The 16,379-nt window shown below is 66.3% G+C and carries 16 protein-coding genes; 1 reads left to right on the top strand and 15 read right to left on the bottom strand.

From position 1 onward, the window contains the following. Positions 1-57 precede the first annotated feature (57 nt). The 10 genes from pyrF to ACNEOT_RS14720 all read right to left on the bottom strand — a co-directional run bounded on the left by pyrF (position 58) and on the right by ACNEOT_RS14720 (position 11,137). On the bottom strand, positions 58-882 hold the full coding sequence (gene pyrF / locus ACNEOT_RS14765) for an orotidine-5'-phosphate decarboxylase (RefSeq protein WP_415974752.1): 825 nt from the start codon (positions 880-882) through the stop codon (positions 58-60). Further along, positions 879-4,220 (bottom strand): carbamoyl-phosphate synthase large subunit, encoded by a 3,342-nt coding sequence (carB, locus tag ACNEOT_RS14760; RefSeq protein WP_415974751.1) that lies wholly within the window; start codon positions 4,218-4,220, stop codon positions 879-881. The genes pyrF and carB overlap by 4 nt, the downstream gene beginning before the upstream one ends. Then, the gene (carA, locus tag ACNEOT_RS14755) at positions 4,220-5,350 is read right to left on the bottom strand and encodes a glutamine-hydrolyzing carbamoyl-phosphate synthase small subunit (protein ID WP_415974750.1); all 1,131 of its coding nucleotides are present in this window, start codon (positions 5,348-5,350) and stop codon (positions 4,220-4,222) included. Before carA ends, carB begins: the two co-directional genes overlap by 1 nt. Then, positions 5,347-5,853, bottom strand: a complete 507-nt coding sequence (locus tag ACNEOT_RS14750) for a transporter (protein ID WP_415974749.1) — start codon at positions 5,851-5,853, stop codon at positions 5,347-5,349. The genes carA and ACNEOT_RS14750 overlap by 4 nt, the downstream gene beginning before the upstream one ends. A gap of 3 nt (positions 5,854-5,856) precedes the next feature. Next, positions 5,857-7,191, bottom strand: coding sequence for a dihydroorotase (locus tag ACNEOT_RS14745; protein ID WP_415974747.1), 1,335 nt, complete (start codon positions 7,189-7,191; stop codon positions 5,857-5,859). Continuing rightward, positions 7,188-8,135 (bottom strand): aspartate carbamoyltransferase catalytic subunit, encoded by a 948-nt coding sequence (locus ACNEOT_RS14740; protein WP_415974746.1) that lies wholly within the window; start codon positions 8,133-8,135, stop codon positions 7,188-7,190. The genes ACNEOT_RS14745 and ACNEOT_RS14740 overlap by 4 nt, the downstream gene beginning before the upstream one ends. Next, positions 8,132-8,719 carry a bifunctional pyr operon transcriptional regulator/uracil phosphoribosyltransferase PyrR gene (pyrR, locus tag ACNEOT_RS14735; protein ID WP_415974744.1) on the bottom strand — a complete coding sequence of 196 codons (588 nt, stop codon included), beginning with the start codon at positions 8,717-8,719 and terminating at the stop codon, positions 8,132-8,134. The genes ACNEOT_RS14740 and pyrR overlap by 4 nt, the downstream gene beginning before the upstream one ends. Before the next feature lie 120 nt (positions 8,720-8,839). Then, positions 8,840-9,391 carry a transcription antitermination factor NusB gene (gene nusB / locus ACNEOT_RS14730; RefSeq protein ID WP_415974743.1) on the bottom strand — a complete coding sequence of 184 codons (552 nt, stop codon included), beginning with the start codon at positions 9,389-9,391 and terminating at the stop codon, positions 8,840-8,842. 1 nt (position 9,392) lies between these two features. Beyond that, positions 9,393-9,956, bottom strand: a complete 564-nt coding sequence (efp, locus tag ACNEOT_RS14725) for an elongation factor P (protein WP_415974741.1) — start codon at positions 9,954-9,956, stop codon at positions 9,393-9,395. A 77-nt stretch (positions 9,957-10,033) separates the two neighbouring features. Next, positions 10,034-11,137, bottom strand: coding sequence for a M24 family metallopeptidase (locus ACNEOT_RS14720; RefSeq protein ID WP_415974740.1), 1,104 nt, complete (start codon positions 11,135-11,137; stop codon positions 10,034-10,036). Between the two features lie 107 nt (positions 11,138-11,244). Here ACNEOT_RS14720 and ACNEOT_RS14715 point away from each other — a divergent pair, with 107 nt between their 5' ends. Next, complete coding sequence (locus ACNEOT_RS14715) at positions 11,245-11,904, top strand: B-4DMT family transporter (protein ID WP_415974738.1); 660 nt, start codon at positions 11,245-11,247, stop codon at positions 11,902-11,904. 92 nt (positions 11,905-11,996) lie between these two features. Here ACNEOT_RS14715 and aroB read toward each other — a convergent pair whose 3' ends face one another. The 5 genes from aroB to ACNEOT_RS14690 form a co-directional block, all read right to left on the bottom strand. Continuing rightward, on the bottom strand, positions 11,997-13,109 hold the full coding sequence (gene aroB, locus ACNEOT_RS14710) for a 3-dehydroquinate synthase (RefSeq protein ID WP_415974737.1): 1,113 nt from the start codon (positions 13,107-13,109) through the stop codon (positions 11,997-11,999). A 14-nt stretch (positions 13,110-13,123) separates the two neighbouring features. Then, positions 13,124-13,675, bottom strand: a complete 552-nt coding sequence (locus ACNEOT_RS14705; protein WP_415974735.1) for a shikimate kinase — start codon at positions 13,673-13,675, stop codon at positions 13,124-13,126. Next, positions 13,672-14,859: a chorismate synthase gene (aroC, locus tag ACNEOT_RS14700; protein WP_415974733.1), complete on the bottom strand. Its 1,188-nt coding sequence runs from the start codon at positions 14,857-14,859 to the stop codon at positions 13,672-13,674. The genes ACNEOT_RS14705 and aroC overlap by 4 nt, the downstream gene beginning before the upstream one ends. A gap of 12 nt (positions 14,860-14,871) precedes the next feature. Next, positions 14,872-15,444 (bottom strand): prepilin peptidase, encoded by a 573-nt coding sequence (locus ACNEOT_RS14695; protein ID WP_415974732.1) that lies wholly within the window; start codon positions 15,442-15,444, stop codon positions 14,872-14,874. A 122-nt stretch (positions 15,445-15,566) separates the two neighbouring features. Then, the gene (locus ACNEOT_RS14690; protein ID WP_415974731.1) at positions 15,567-16,379 is read right to left on the bottom strand and encodes a shikimate dehydrogenase; all 813 of its coding nucleotides are present in this window, start codon (positions 16,377-16,379) and stop codon (positions 15,567-15,569) included.

Below are 16,379 nucleotides of genomic sequence, written 5' to 3'. Positions count from 1 at the left end.
CGACGACTCGCCTTCATCGCTAACTCGCCCCCGACTGCCGCAGCGCCACAGGATCGACTATGCGAGACCGGCTTCGATTTCGTCACGCAATCGCGTCGCCACGTCGCGCAGTGCAGTCACAGACGGGCCTGCGGCCAGGACGCCCCGAGAGGAGTTGGGCAGCAACAGTTCACGCGAGTCGCGGAAGATATCCGCGAGATCGGCAACCGTGGCTCCCTGCGCTCCCAGACCCGGCGCGAGGATGGGACCGGTGTAGTTGGACAGGTCGAGACCATGATCACGAGTGGCACCGACGACCAAGCCCACCGTGTCGGCATGGATGCGATTGCGCGTCGCTGCCGCGTCGACGATCGACTGAGCCACCGACCCGGTCGACGTCGCGGCCTGCTGGAGGGCAGTCCCCTCGGGATTCGACGTCCGAGCAAGCACGAACAGCCCGCGCTGGTGGTGCACTGCACGGTCGACGGTCTCCCCCAGCGAATCGAAACCGAGGTACGGCGAGACCGTGACGGCATCGGAGGACAACGGCGACTCGGGCTCCAGCCAGGCCTGCGCGTACGCGTCCATCGTGGTGCCGATGTCGCCGCGCTTGGCATCGGCGATCACCAGCGTGCCTGCATCGCGCAGCACACTGACGGTGCGTTCGAGCACCGCGTACCCGGCGGATCCGTACGCCTCGAAGAACGCCACCTGAGGCTTGACGATCGCCACCTCACCGACGAACGCCTCGACACACAGCTCGGCGAACACCTCGAGACCGTCCGCCGAGCGCGGCAACTCCCACGCGTCGAGCAGCGCTGGATGCGGATCGATGCCGACGCACAGCCGGCCGCGCGTACTCGCTGCTGCGCGCAACCGATCCGACCAACTCCGATGGCTCATTCCACTCCCAGCCCCTGCTTCAGCCCCGCATGCAGATCCTGCAGCGAGCGGACCCCGATGCCTCCCGCGATGCCGGCTTCGATTCCCTGCACGGCTGCCGAGGCACCCTGCACCGTGGTGATGCACGGAATGTTCTGTGCCACTGCGGCACTGCGGATCTCGTAACCGTCGACGCGAGGGCCGGAGTTACCGTACGGGGTGTTGATCACCATGGCGACGTCACCGGCGAGGATCCGGTCGACGATGGTCCGCTCGCCGTCCGGCACGTCTTCACCGGATTGCTTGTATACCTGCTCGCACTTGATTCCGTTGCGCCGCAACACATCTGCGGTGCCCTCGGTGGCCAGAATGGTGAAGCCCAGATCTGCGAGACGCTTCACCGGGAAGATGAGCGATCGCTTGTCCTTGTTGGCCACCGACACGAACACCGCTCCCCCTGCGGGCAAGGAGCCGTACGCGGCGGTCTGACTCTTGGCGAAGGCGGTACCGAAATCGAAGTCGATTCCCATCACCTCGCCGGTGGACTTCATCTCCGGGCTCAGCAAGGTGTCCACCCCGGTTCCGTCCGCCCGACGGAACCGGTTGAAGGGCAATACCGCTTCCTTGACTGCGATCGGGGCACCGGCCGGGACGGTGCCACCGTCCCCGGTCTCGGGCAGGATGCCTGCGGTCCGCAGCTCGGCGATGGTCTCTCCGAGCATCACTCGTGCGCAGGCCTTCGCGAGCTGCACGGCGGTCGCCTTGGAGACGAACGGAACCGTGCGGCTCGCACGAGGATTGGCCTCGAGGACGTACAGGATGTCGTCCTTGAGCGCGTACTGCACATTGAGCAGCCCACGCACGCCGATGCCCTTGGCAAGCGCCTCGGTGGACCGTCGGACGTTCTCGATGTCGGTCTTGCCGAGCGTGATCGGCGGCAACGCGCACGCCGAGTCGCCGGAGTGGATACCGGCCTCCTCGATGTGTTCCATGATTCCGCCGATGTAGACCTCGGTGCCGTCGCACAGTGCGTCGACGTCGATTTCGACTGCATCCTCGAGGAAGCGGTCCACCAACACCGGACGGTCGTCCGAGATCTCGGTCGCGTTGGAGATGTACGTCGCCAGGGACGCCTCGTCGTACACGATTTCCATGCCACGTCCGCCGAGCACGTAGGACGGACGCACCAGCACCGGGTAGCCGATGCCCGCTGCGATCTCGCGGGCTCCGTCGAACGTGGTCGCGGTGCCGTACTTGGCTGCGGGCAGACCGGCGTTGTCGAGCACCTTGCCGAACTCACCGCGATCCTCGGCGAGGTCGATGGCCTCCGGGGATGTTCCGACGATGGGGACGCCTGCGGCCTTCAGCCGCTTGGCCAGGCCGAGCGGGGTCTGGCCACCCAACTGCACGATGACGCCTCGCACGGTGCCCGACGCCGCCTCGGCCCGGTACACCTCGAGGACGTCCTCGAAGGTCAACGGCTCGAAGTACAAGCGATCGGCAGTGTCGTAGTCGGTGGACACGGTCTCGGGGTTGCAATTGACCATGACCGTCTCGTATCCGGCCTCCGACAGCGTCAGCGCCGCGTGCACACAGCTGTAGTCGAACTCGATGCCCTGACCGATGCGGTTGGGGCCCGAGCCGAGGATAAGGACCTTGGGACGGTCCGGCTGCGCGGCGACCTCGGACTCGGCCTCGGGATCGAGCTCGTAGGTGCCGTAGTGGTACGGGGTCTTGGCCTCGAACTCGGCGGCGCAGGTGTCGACGGTCTTGTAGACCGGGTGCACACCGAGCTCGTCGCGCAAGGCACGCACACCGTCCTCGCCGTCGAGTTCGGGTCGCAGCGCGGCGATCTGACGGTCTGACAGGCCGTGGTACTTCGCCTGTCGCAGCAACGCCTCGTCGAATTCGGCGGCCTCGCGGACCTGGACTCCGAGTTCGTGGATCTGCTGGAACTGGTCGAGGAACCACGGGTCGATCTTGGTCGCCTCGAAGAGCTGCTCGAGGGTGGCGCCCATCGCGAACGCCTTCTCGATCCCGTACATCCGACCGTCCTGAGGAACGGACAGGTCCTGCAGCAGCGCCTCGAGGCTTTCGGCCTCGACGTCGGGGCCGGTCCAGTAGCCCGCGCGCTTCGTCTCGAGCGAACGCATCACCTTGCCGAATGCCTCGGCGAAGTTGCGGCCGATGGACATCGCCTCACCGACGGACTTCATCGTCGTGGTCAACGTGCCGTCGGCACCGGGGAACTTCTCGAACGCGAACCGCGGTGCCTTGACGACGACGTAGTCGAGGGTCGGCTCGAAACACGCCGGGGTTTCCTTGGTGATGTCGTTGACGATCTCGTCGAGGGTGTAACCGATCGCCAGCTTGGCTGCCATCTTGGCAATCGGGTAGCCGGTCGCCTTCGATGCGAGCGCCGAGGAACGAGACACGCGCGGGTTCATCTCGATGACGACGAGGCGTCCGTCCGCCGGATCCATCGCGAACTGGATGTTGCAGCCACCGGTGTCGACGCCCACCTCGCGCAGGATGTCGATGGAGAGGTCGCGCATCTTCTGGTATTCGCGGTCGGTCAGCGTCATCGCCGGCGCGACGGTCACCGAATCACCGGTGTGCACGCCGACAGGATCGACGTTCTCGATGGAACACACGATGACCACGTTGTCGCGGCCGTCGCGCATGAGCTCGAGCTCGTATTCCTTCCATCCGAGGATCGACTCCTCGATGAGGACGTTCGCGGTCGGCGACGCGGCGAGCCCGCCACCGGCGATCCGGGTCAGGTCCTCGTCGTTGTACGCCAGTCCCGATCCGAGCCCACCCATGGTGAACGACGGCCGTACGACCACCGGGAATCCGAGCTCGGCGACGGTCTCGCGCACCTCGTCCATCGTGTAACAGACGGCGGACTTGGCGGATTCGCCACCGACCTTGGCGACGATGTCCTTGAACTTCTGCCGATCCTCGCCGCGCTGGATCGCGTCGAAGTCGGCACCGATGAGTTCCACGCCGTACTTGGTGAGAATGCCCTGATCGTGCAGTGCGACCGCGGCATTGAGTGCGGTCTGGCCACCGAGGGTGGCGAGCACGGCCTGGATGGGGTGACCCTGCTCGGCTTCGCGGGCGAAGATCTTCTCGATGAACTCGGCGGTGATCGGCTCGACGTAGGTGGCGTCGGCGAACTCGGGATCGGTCATGATCGTGGCCGGGTTGGAGTTGACGAGGCTGACGCGGAGGCCTTCCTCGCGCAGCACTCGGCACGCCTGGGTGCCGGAGTAGTCGAACTCGCAGGCCTGACCGATGACGATCGGGCCGGATCCGATGACCAGGACGTGGTTCAGGTCTGTGCGGCGTGGCATTACTTCTTCTCCTGAAGGACGCTGGTGAAACGGTCGAAGAGGTAGGCGGCGTCGTGTGGACCGGCCGCGGCCTCGGGGTGGTACTGCACCGAGAAGGCGCTGCCGCCGATCAATTCGACGCCCTCGACGGTGCCGTCGTTGGCGCAGGTGTGGCTGATGCGGGCGCGGCCGAAGTCGGTGTCGAACTCCTCGCCTGCTTCGCCCTCGAGTGCGAACCCGTGGTTCTGGGCGGTGATGGCGATGCGGCCGGTGGTGTGCTCGATCACCGGGATGTTCATGCCGCGGTGGCCGAACTTCATCTTGTAGGTGCCGCGGCCGAGTGCCCGCCCGAAGATCTGGTTACCGAAGCAGATGCCGAACAGCGGCAACTCGCGTTCGAGCACTTGCCTGGTCAACGCGACGCTGGTGTCGGCCGTGGCCGGGTCCCCCGGTCCGTTGGACAGGAAGACACCGTCCGGGTTCAGCTCGAGAACCTGCTCGATGGTGGTGTTCGAGGGCACCACGTGCACGCGGATCCCGCGCTCGGCGAACATCCGCGGAGTGTTGGTCTTGATACCGAGATCGACGGCAACGACGGTGAATCGAGCGTCGCCGGACGGCTCGATCGTGTAGCCGGCTCCGGTGGTGACTTCACCGGCGAGATCGGCGCCGAGCATCGACGGCTGACCGACCACTTGCTCGAGCATCTCGTCGGAGGTGCCGAGCGCGTCGCCCGAGAACACTCCCGCTCGCATCGATCCGCGGGTACGCAGATGCCGTACGAGGGCGCGGGTGTCGATCCCGGCGATGCCGACGACGTTCTGCGCCTCGAGTTGGTCCTGTAGCGAGCCGGTGGAGCGCCAACTCGAGATGCGGCGCGCCGGATCTCGTACGACGTAGCCGGCGACCCAGATCTTGTTGGGATCCTGCGCGCTTGCGGCTTCGCCGTCTTCCTGGTTCCAACCGGTGTTGCCGATCTGCGGCGCCGTCGCGACGACGATCTGTCGGTGGTAACTCGGGTCGGTGAGTGTTTCCTGGTATCCGGTCATTCCGGTGCAGAACACGGCCTCGCCGAGGGTGCGCCCCAGTGCGCCGAATGTGGTGCCGCGGAATGTCCGGCCGTCCTCCAGAACAAGAACTGCGCTGCTCACGCGGTTTCCTCCTTGGTTTCTCCGATGGAACTCGCTGTCCACACCGGGTAGATCTGCTTGTCGTCGGCCCGGAAGCCGGTGTCTATCTCGGTCCCCGTCGGCAGCTCCCAGCGAATGACCAGGAGCCCGTCCTTGGTCATGACCTTGCCTGCCAACCCGCGTTCGGTGCGGATTGCTCGAATCGATTCCGCCGGAATCCAGATGGGCGATTCGCCGTCTCGGTCGAGGAGGATGCCCTTCTCGTATCGGGACAGCTCACCGGTAGCGCGATGGCCGATGTCGCCGACGGCGATGCGGTCCTGCCAGCTCGGCGCAATGGTGCTGCCGACGTACAACCCGGTGGCGGGTTCGATGCGAGTGGCACCCAGGTTCTCGGGTACGGCCGGGAATTCTCCGATCCGCCCCTCCTGACGCTTCTGCCGTCCTCGCCAACCCCAGAAGATGAGCGCGATCATCAGTGCCCAGAACAGGACGAATCCGATGACGATGAGAACTCTGTCCACGCCCTACGCTCCCGTTCTGTTCGCTGCTGAGCCCCTGTGTGCCACTGCGCCGTCGCGGACCGTGATTCGTCCGCGAAGCACCGTCGTGCTCACCTTCGCGGAGAAGGACATGTCCTCGAACGGTGTGTTGTGCGCCACGCTGGCCAGATTCTTGCCCGATACCGTCCAGCTCGCGTCCGGATCGACCAGAGTGAGGTTCGCGATCTCACCGACCTCGATCGGCCTGCCCTGGTCGGCCAATCCGACGATCTGGGCGGGACGCTCGCTCATCACGCGCGCCACACCCCGCCAGTCGAGCAGGCCAGGGGTCACCATCGTGTCGACCACGATCGACAGTGCAGTTTCGAGTCCGAGCATCCCGGGACGGGCGATCGAGAACTCGCAACACTTGTCCTGCTCGGCATGCGGTGCGTGATCGGTTGCCACACAATCGATCACACCGTCGGCCAGGCCCTTGCGCAAGGCGTCGACATCGGACTTCTCGCGCAGCGGCGGGTTCACCTTGTTGATCGCGTCGTACGTCTCGAGCCGCGAGTCGTCGAGCAGCAGGTGGTGTGGGGTTACCTCGGCGGTGATCGAAATACCCTGTCCGCGTGCCCATTTCATCAATTCGACGGTTCCCGCGGTGGATGCGTGGCAGATGTGCACCCGCGCACCCGCGTCGCGGGCCAGCAGGGCGTCACGTGCGACGATCGATTCCTCTGCCGCGCGAGGCCAACCGGCCAGTCCGAGCCGAGCCGCGTTCGGTCCCTCGTGTGCGACTGCACCGACGGTCAACCGAGGTTCTTCGGCATGCTGCGCAATCAGCACACCGAGCGAACTCGAGTACTCCAATGCCCGGCGCATGATCAGTGGGTCGTCGACGCAGTGGCCGTCGTCGGAGAACATCTTGACCCGGCCGATTCCGGCTGCCATCGTGGCCATCTCGGCGAGCTGCTTGCCCTTCAAACCGACGGTGATCGCTCCGACGGGATGGACGTCGACGAGGCCGACTTCCTGTCCGCGACGCCAGACGTGGTCGGTCACGACCACCGAATCGGCTACCGGATCGGTGTTCGCCATCGCGAACACCGCGGTGTAGCCGCCCAGAGCTGCTGCAGCAGAACCCGATTCGATCGTCTCGGTATCCTCTCGGCCGGGTTCGCGCAGGTGTGTGTGCATGTCGACGAATCCGGGCAGCAGGATGTGACCGCGGGCATCGACGACGTCGGCACCGTCGGCGTCGAGGTCGGAACCGATTGCGGCGATCTCCTCGCCGGTGATCAACACGTCGGTCTCGGGACCCTCTCCGTAGAGAAGAACTCCGCGTAGCAGTACCGACGGGGTCGGAGCCGTCATGACGCTCCCCCGTCCGAACCGACCAGCAACCGGAACAGCACCGCCATCCGCACGTGAACTCCATTCGTAACCTGTTGCAGAACTGCAGTTTTCGGAGAGTCGGCCACCGAGGATGCGATCTCCATGCCGCGGAGCATCGGGCCGGGGTGCAGCACGACTGCATGCTCGGGCAGCAGCTCGAGCCGGCGCTGCGAGAGTCCGTACGTGATCGAGTACTCCCGAGCGGAGGGAAAGAACCCACCGTTCATGCGCTCGGCTTGCACTCGCAGCATCAGCACCGCGTCCACACCGGGCAACTCGGCGTCGATGTCGTGGGAGACCCGCACCGGCCAGCTGCTCACTCCGACGGGCAGCAGGGTCGGCGGTGCGATCAGCACCACCTCGGCACCGAGCGTTGCGAGCAGAATCGCGTTCGAGCGCGCCACCCGGCTGTGCAGGATGTCGCCGACGATGGCGACCCGACGGCCGGCGATGTCGCCGAGTCGTTGACGGATGGTGAGGGCATCGAGCAACGCCTGAGTGGGATGTTCGTGCGTGCCGTCGCCGGCATTGATCACCGCGGGGCCGCCCGACCCGCCTTGATCGGCGGTCCATTGGGCGATCTGGTGTGCGGCACCCGATGCCGGGTGTCGGACGATGAGGGCATCGGCTCCCGCGGCTCGAAGCGTCATCGCGGTGTCGCGGAGGGACTCTCCCTTCGACACCGAGGAGCTGCTCGCGCTGACGTTGATGACGTCGGCGCTCATCCACTTGCCCGCCACCTCGAACGAGACTCGCGTACGCGTCGAGTTCTCGAAGAACACCGTCATGATGGTGCGTCCGCGCAGCGTCGGGAGCTTCTTCACCTCGCGGCCGAGGAGCGCCTGCTCGAAACGTTCGGCTTCGTCGAGAAGCTCGGTGGCCGATTCGACCGTCAGGTCGGCGACCGAGAGCAGGTGCTTCATCGAGCGGATCCTCCCTCGGACAGGCTGACTCCGTCGCGGCCGTCGTGTTCGGACAGCAGCACCGACACGTCCTCGGTGCGCGCAGTCGGCACGTTCTTGCCCACGTAGTCGGCACGTAGCGGAAGCTCGCGGTGACCTCGATCGATCAGGACCGCGAGCTGAACGGCACGGGGGCGCCCGAGATCACGCAGGGCGTCGAGTGCGGACCGGACTGTCCGCCCGGAGAACAGCACGTCGTCGACCAGGACGACCAATGCGTCGTCGACACCGCCGACCGGCACCGAGGTCCGCTCGAGCGGGCGGTGCGGCTTGTTCCGCAGATCGTCGCGGTACAGAGTGATGTCGAGGGAACCCAGCGGGGGGCGCACCCCGGAGAAGGACTCGATGCGCTCGGCGAGACGCTCGGCCAGCGTGGTACCGCGAGTGGGAATGCCGAGCAACACCACACGCGGCGAGTCGGCGGCGTCGAGGGCGGTTTTCTCGATGATCTGGTGGGCCATGCGGGAGATGGTGCGTCCCACATCGGCCGAGGACAGCAACTCGCGAACGGCGGGGTTCGCGGACGAGCTTTCGGGCGCAGGCAAACTACGACCTCCTTCTCCGCCTCTCTGGACGGATCGTTAAAGGATGTCTGACACAGAACTGCACACAGCCTAGCAACGCTCTGCGAGCCACACCTACCAGGATCGCAGAGCGTTCGGTCACTACTCGGCGTCGACGGCCGTCTCACCGGTCGCAGCGGCTTGCGTACGGCTCGACACCGCCGCTGCAGCGGCCCGTACTTGCGGCGCGACCAGGACGATCTGACCGAGTACGCCGTTGACGAATCCGGGCGAATCGTCGGTGGACAGCTGCTTGGCCAGCTCGACGGCCTCGTCCACTGCAACGACCGGCGGTACGTCGGTGGCGTGGAACAACTCCCACACCGCGATGCGAAGGATCGCCCGATCGACTGCAGGTAGACGGGTGAGCGTCCAGTCCTTGAGGTGATCGGCGATCACCCCGTCGAGTCGATCCAGATTCTCCGCGACCCCCTCGACCAGAGTCGACGTGTACTCACTGACGGGCGCGATCGTGTCGTCGCCCCGCGCGAGTTCGATGCGCTCGGTGGTCAGATTCACCGGATCGACGTTGCGGGCCTCGGCCTCGAACAGAAAGTCCACCGCACGCTTGCGGGCCTTGTGGCGTGCACCGAGCTTCTTCGCACCGGGGGCACCGTGCTGCGAGGCGGAAGATGTCGACTTCTTCGAAGACACGTTAGGAGTTCACACGCCCGAGGTAGTTGCCGTCGCGTGAATCGACCTTGAGCTTGTCGCCGGTGTTGATGAACAGCGGCACCGAGATCTCGGCCCCGGTCTCCATGGTCGCGGGCTTGGTGCCGCCGGTGGAGCGATCGCCCTGCAGGCCGGGATCGGTGTGCTTGACCTCGAGCTCGACGGTGACGGGAAGCTCGACGTACAGCGGAAGGCCCTCGTGCATGGCTACCTGAACTCGCAGGTTCTCGAGCAGGAAGCGCGCGCCGTCACCGACGGTGGCCTCACCGATCGAAAGCTGGTCGTAGGTGTCGGCGTCCATGAACACGTAGTCGCTACCGTCGTGGTAGAGGTACGTCATGTCGCGACGGTCGACCGTTGCGGTCTCGACCTTCACACCGGCGTTGAACGTCTTGTCGACGACCTTGCCCGAGAGCACGTTCTTGAGCTTGGTCCGCACGAAGGCAGGTCCCTTACCGGGCTTGACGTGCTGGAATTCGATGATCGTCCACAGCTGGTTCTCCAGTTTGAGAACCAGACCGTTCTTGAAATCGCTGGTGGAAGCCACTTGCTTCGCGTCTCCTCAATCGTTTGTGCGCGTGACGCGCCGTCGGTCACGTGCGGGATGTCGCTCCCGCCCGCGCGCTAGACGGACGTGAGTTCCTTGCTTGTCAGGGTGAGCAGTTCCGGACCCCCGTCGCGAACGACGAGTGTGTCCTCGATCCGAACGCCGCCGCGGCCGGAGAGGTAGACACCCGGCTCGACGGTGACCGCTGCACCGCTCAGCAGTGTACCGGTGCTCGTCTTCGCAATTCCCGGCGCTTCGTGGATTTCCAGGCCGACACCGTGACCGAGCCCGTGCAGGAAGTACTCCCCGTACCCGGCGTCCTCGATCACCGACCGCGAGGCAGCATCGACTGCGGCGGTGTTCACCCCCGGTGCCAGTGCCTCCCGACCGGCCGTCTGTGACCGCTGAACGAGCTCGTACAGGTCGCGCTGCCACTGCGCAGGTGTGCCGATGACGAACGTCCTCGTCATGTCCGAGTGGTACCCGCCGACGAGCGCACCGAAGTCGAGCTTCACGAAATCACCGTCGGCGAGCACCGTGTCGGTGGGCCGATGATGAGGCACCGCCGAGTTCGCCCCGGCGGCGACGATGGTCTCGAACGAGATGGCATCGGCGCCGTGCTCGAGCATCAGCGATTCCAACTCTCGGGCCACTGCGCGCTCGGTCCGGCCGGCCCGGATGCCTCCGTCGTTCACCAACTGGGCCAGCGCGTCGTCGGCGGCCCGGCACGCATCGCGTAGCAGACCCACCTCGAACTCGTCCTTGACGATGCGCAGCGACTCCACGACGCCCGGCGCGCGCACCAGCTCGACGCCGCCGTCGATCTCGTTCCATGCCCGGTGTGCGTCGACGGTCACGACATGACTCTCGTAACCGACTCGACCACCGCGGCCCGAGGCTTCCGAACGAAGCAGATGCACCGCCGATGCCCGATCGATTTCGGCGCGCAGGTCCGGCACCTGCTCGGCCACCTGGGTGACATACCGACCGTCGGTGCAGATGACCGTTCGATCCTCGTCCGCGTCCGAATCGGCTGCCGAGACCAGTAACGCCGCATTGGACCCGGTGAAACCCGTCAGATATCGGACGTTCAGCAAATCGGTGATCAGTATCGAATCGAGGCCGTCGGCGGCCAACAGTTCACGCAGGGCACCACGACGGGCACCGAAGTCGGCAGGCATGATCTCGACATTACCGGGCGTCCTGCAGGCTCCGTCTGCGTAGAACCGGGCCGCAAACGTGTGGGCCCCGACACACAAACTTCCGACGTGCGGATATGCTGTGCCGCATGACTGGGTGGGCAGTGCGTGGCATAGCAATGGGATTGGTCAACGTCGTCGTTCGACTGCTGCTGGGGGCGGCAGTGTCGATGTGGCCGCTGAGCGGATCGGCGCTGCGGTGGGTGGCGTATGCCCTCGTGCTGCTCGTGATCATCGTGTGGGCCGGCATCGACGGCATTCGCGACCGACGCAAGCATCCTGACCCCGACGACGGCGAGGACCTGACGATGGTCTGGCTCAAAGCCGCGGTGGTCGGCGGCCTCCTCGGCGGCCTCCTCAGCTGGATCGTCGACTTCTTCGTCGACTTCAGCCTGGGGCAGAACGGTCTGATCTTCGAGCTCACCTCCGGTGCGGCGTTCACCATCCTCACCATCTTCATCGCCGCCAGCGTCGCCGTCTTCGTGGGTCGGCACATCGTCAACCGTGACGCCAAGAAGAAGCTGGCCGCATCGGACGCCGAGCGTGCACACGACCGCGAGCTGGTCAACGCGGGCAACACCGAGCGGACCCGGAGCACCGGACGCGACAACCGCGCACCGGATGCCGAACCTCAGTGGGCGGCCGAGCACGGCGAGGCCGACACCGAAGTGTTCTCGGCAGTCGACGCCGAGGGAAAGCCCCGGCTGGACAAGCGGGGCGGTCGTCACGGAAGCGCCGACGGTTCCTGAACTTCCCTGCATCGGACCACGGGCGATGATCGACGCACAACGCGTCGATCACCGCCCGTTTTTCGTTCGGCCCCACGTCGGGGACTTCGGGCTCACAACAGAACGGCCGACCCACCTGCAGCAGGGGCCTCGCGACCGACCGCGGAGAACGCGGCGACGAGCAGCGCCGGATCCGGGCCTTCGAGCCGGCCGGGCTTGGCCAGACCGTCCAGCACCACGAACCGCAGCAGTCCCGCACGATTCTTCTTGTCCTTCTGCATCCCCTTGAGCAGATCCGCGAATGCGTGCTCGTCGTAGGTGACCGGTAAGCCGACCGATTCGAGGATCGAACGGTGGCGGTCGGCCGTGACGTCGTCCAGGCGTCCGGCCAGCCGTCCCAGCTCGGCCGCGAACACCAGACCGACCGACACCGCGGCACCGTGGCGCCAGCGGTACTGCTCCCGCCGCTCGATGGCGTGGGCGAGAGTGTGCCCGTAATTGAGGATCTCCCGCAGGTTTGATTCGCGTAGATCCGCCGCCACGACTTTCGCCTTGACCTCGACCGAGCGCCGGATCAACTCCGGCAGAACATCACCGGTCGGATCGAGCGCAGCGGCAGGGTCGGCCTCGATGATGTTCAGGATTTCGGGATCGGCGATGAACCCGGTCTTGATCACCTCGGCCAGACCGGAAACGATTTCGTTCTTCGGCACGGTCTCGAGAGTCGCCAGATCGATCAACACGGCGGCCGGTTCGTGGAACGACCCGACGAGGTTCTTGCCTGCATCGGTGTTGATACCCGTCTTGCCACCCACGGCCGCGTCGACCATGGCGAGCAGCGTCGTCGGGACGTGGACGATACGCACACCGCGCATCCACGTCGCCGCGACGAATCCGGCCAGGTCGGTTGCCGCTCCACCGCCCAGGCTGACGATGGCATCGCTCCGGGTGAGACCGATGCGGCCGAGAACCTCCCAGCAGAACCCGGCCACAGCCAGGTCCTTGCCGTCCTCGGCATCGGGGATCTCGATGCGGTGAGCGTCGATTCCCTTGTCTGCCAACGCCGCCCGCACGGCCTCGGCGGTCTCCGCCAGCGGGGGCTGATGGAAGATCGCCACCGTGGCGGTTCCGGCGAGCTCGTCGACGAGGTCCGTCAACAGACCTCGGCCGATGATCACCGGATACGGGTTGGCAGTCTCGACCTGGACGCGCACTGGCTCTGTCATCGAATCACCTTCATCTACTGGGGGCTTTTCTCGTTCGCGTCGCGCCCGGGAACGGGGGCGATCGCCGTCAGCTTCGCCACCAACTGGCCCACGACACGAGCGGGGCTGCGACTGTCGGTGCGCACTCGCACCGTGGCGACCGAGCGGTAGAGGGGTCGCCGATGATGCATCAGTTCCTGGTACTTCGCGCGCGGGTCGGGTCCTGCGAGCAGGGGTCGGACCGTGTTGGCACCCGTCCGCCGAAGCCCTTCTGCCACACTGATTTCCAGGTAGACCACGGTGTGGTTCGACAGCAGAGCACGGGTCGCCGGAGACAACACGGCACCGCCGCCGAGGGAGACGATGCCGTCGTGCGAGGCCAGCGCACCGGCGACGATCCGTTCCTCGATCTGCCTGAAAACAGGTTCGCCGTCGCGGGAGAAGATGTCGGCGATCGTGCGACCGGTGTCTCGCTCGATGGCCACATCGGTGTCCAACAGGTCCAGGTCCAGGGCCTGCGCCAACCGCCGACCGATGGTCGACTTGCCTGCTCCCGGCGGCCCGACGAGGACCGCGTACGGGCTCATCGTGGAGGTCGGGCGGCGGTGCCCTTCACATAGTGGTCGACGTTGCTCGTCGTCTCCGCCAGCGAGTCCCCACCGAACTTCTCCAACGCTGCCTGTGCGACCACGAGGGCCACCATGGTCTCGGCGACGACTCCGGCGGCCGGAACGGCGCAGACGTCCGAGCGCTGATGAATGGCGACCGCCTCGTCGCCGGTGGTCATGTCGACCGTCGCCAGCGCGCGCGGCACGGTGGAAATGGGCTTCATGGCCGCCCGCACCCGCAGGGCTTCGCCGTTGGTCATGCCACCCTCGATGCCGCCTGCGCGGTTGGTCGAACGCAGCACACCGTCGGGTCCTGGCTTCATCTCGTCGTGGGCGACACTGCCGCGTCGACGCGCGGTCTCGAAGCCGTCCCCGATCTCGACGCCCTTGATGGCCTGGATTCCCATCAGGGCGGCCGCGAGCCTGGCATCGAGCTTGCGTTCGCCCGAGACGAACGAGCCGAGGCCGACGGGGAGGCCGTGCACGACGACCTCGACGACGCCACCGAGCGTGTCGCCGTCCTTCTTCGCGGCCTCGATCTCGGCGATCATCGATTCCTCGGCGGCCTTGTCGAACGCGCGAACGGGGGAAGCGTCGATCGCATCGAGGTCCGCACCTGCGGGCGGCGGACCGACGTAGGGGTCCGACGCGCCGATGGAGATCACGTGGGACACGACGTCGATACCGAACGCCTGCTTCAGGAACAGACGGGCGACGGTGCCGATAGCGACCCTCGCGGCGGTCTCTCGCGCGCTGGCGCGTTCGAGGACCGGACGCGCATCGTCGAAGCCGTACTTGAGCATCCCGGAGAAATCGGCATGCCCGGGCCGCGGCCGCGTCAGAGGAGAGTTGCGTGCGAGATCTGCGAGCACCGTCTCGTCGACTGGATCGGCAGACATCACCTGCTCCCACTTGGGCCACTCGGTGTTGCCGACCTCGATCGCGACGGGACCGCCCATGGTTCGTCCGTGGCGAACACCGCCGGTGAGGGTGACCTTGTCCGCCTCGAACTTCATGCGGGCACCGCGACCGTAGCCGAGGCGTCGGCGGGCAAGTTGAGAGGCAACGTCGTCCGAGGTCACCTCTACTCCCGCAACCATTCCTTCGAGGATGGCGACGAGAGCGGGTCCGTGGGATTCTCCGGCAGTTATCCAGCGCAGCACTCGAACATCTTTTCACGCCAGGGAAGCCGCGACTGCCAGCAGGGTGGCAGCGCACATGGACGGGCCGTGCGCGATGCGCGCTCTCCGATGCCCGAATACCGCGGCGACCGACCCCACCACCGCAGTTGCCAGCGGCGCCGACAGCGCGGCAATCACCCATCCCTCACTGCCACCGAGGCACGCGATCGAGCCCGCCGACCAGGCGAGCTTGACGTCTCCTGCTCCGAACGCCGCGGGGGCGAGAAGATGCACGACGAGGTAGATCGCAAACAACAGGGCGCCGCCGAGCAGCGCCCTCGCCGAGCCGGTGGCAACCAGCGCCACCGTCACCACGATCGCACCAGGAATCGTCAACGCGTTCGGCAACCGGCGCCGCTGCAGGTCGACGGCAGTGAGCGCGGCGAACCACCACGTCGTGACGCACAAAGGAACCACGTACTCGGAACCGCCGAACCGCCACCAGATCCATCCGGTGCCGATCGCGGACAGCAGCGGCAGGAACCGGGGATCCCACCGGACCAGGCCGCGGCGCATCGCCTCCCCGGCAACGGCACCGACCACCACAGCTACCCACAGACTCACCATCGTCGAAGGGTCGCATCGCCGCAGCAATGACCGGCCACAGAACCCCAGGTGGCACATTGCCCTGTGGACAACTCGACACCTGTGGACAACTCACGATCTGTGGACACCCGACGATGTCGTGCTCACATAACGGCGGTCAGCGCGTCCCTCATGATGTCTCGGGGAGCCGGCCTGCCGGTGAACTGTTCGACCTGCCCGAACGCCTGATTGAGCAGCATCGACAGGCCACCGATGACGGTCCCCCCGGCTGCCTCCGCGGCGGAAGCGAGAGGGGTCGGCCACGGATCGTAGATGGCATCGAGCACCACCGGCGCATGTGCGAGAGCTTTCGCGATCTCGGCGGCTCCGATTGCGGGAACGGTGCTGACCAGCACAGCGGACCCCGATGCGATCGCGGCGAGACCGGGATCGGTCGTGGGCGCGAATTCCGCGCGCATGCCCGCGGCGACGGCGCAGGCGAGTGTGTCTCGGGCGCGGTCGGCCGAACGCGCGACGACGGTGACCGCAGCGGCGCCGAGTCCGGCCAGCGCGACGATCGCCGGCCTCGACGTTCCACCTGCACCGATCACCGTCACGGCACAACCGGACAGGTCCTCGATTCCCGCGTCGCGCAGTGCACCCACGATTCCGTCGACGTCCGTGCAATCCGCGCGCCAGCCGGACGCGGTGCGCACCAGGGTGTTCGCGGAGCCGGCCAGAACTGCCCGCTGGGTGCGTTCGGTGGCGTACGTCAGAGCGGCGACCTTGCCCGGCATGGTGACCGACACACCGACCCATTCGGGACCGAAACCGTCGAGAAGGCCGGGCAACTGCTCACCGGTGCACTCGATGCGGTCGTAGGTCCAGTCGGCCAGTCCGAGTGCACCGTACGCAGCGCGGTGCAGCAGTGGCGACTTCGAGTGTTCGACGGGACTGCCGAGCACGGCGGCACGCAC

Source organism: Rhodococcus sp. 077-4, assembly GCF_047782425.1.
GTDB lineage: Bacteria > Actinomycetota > Actinomycetes > Mycobacteriales > Mycobacteriaceae > Rhodococcoides.
Note: the sequence above shows the minus strand (reverse complement) of the source record. Positions and strands in the feature narration are given on the sequence as shown.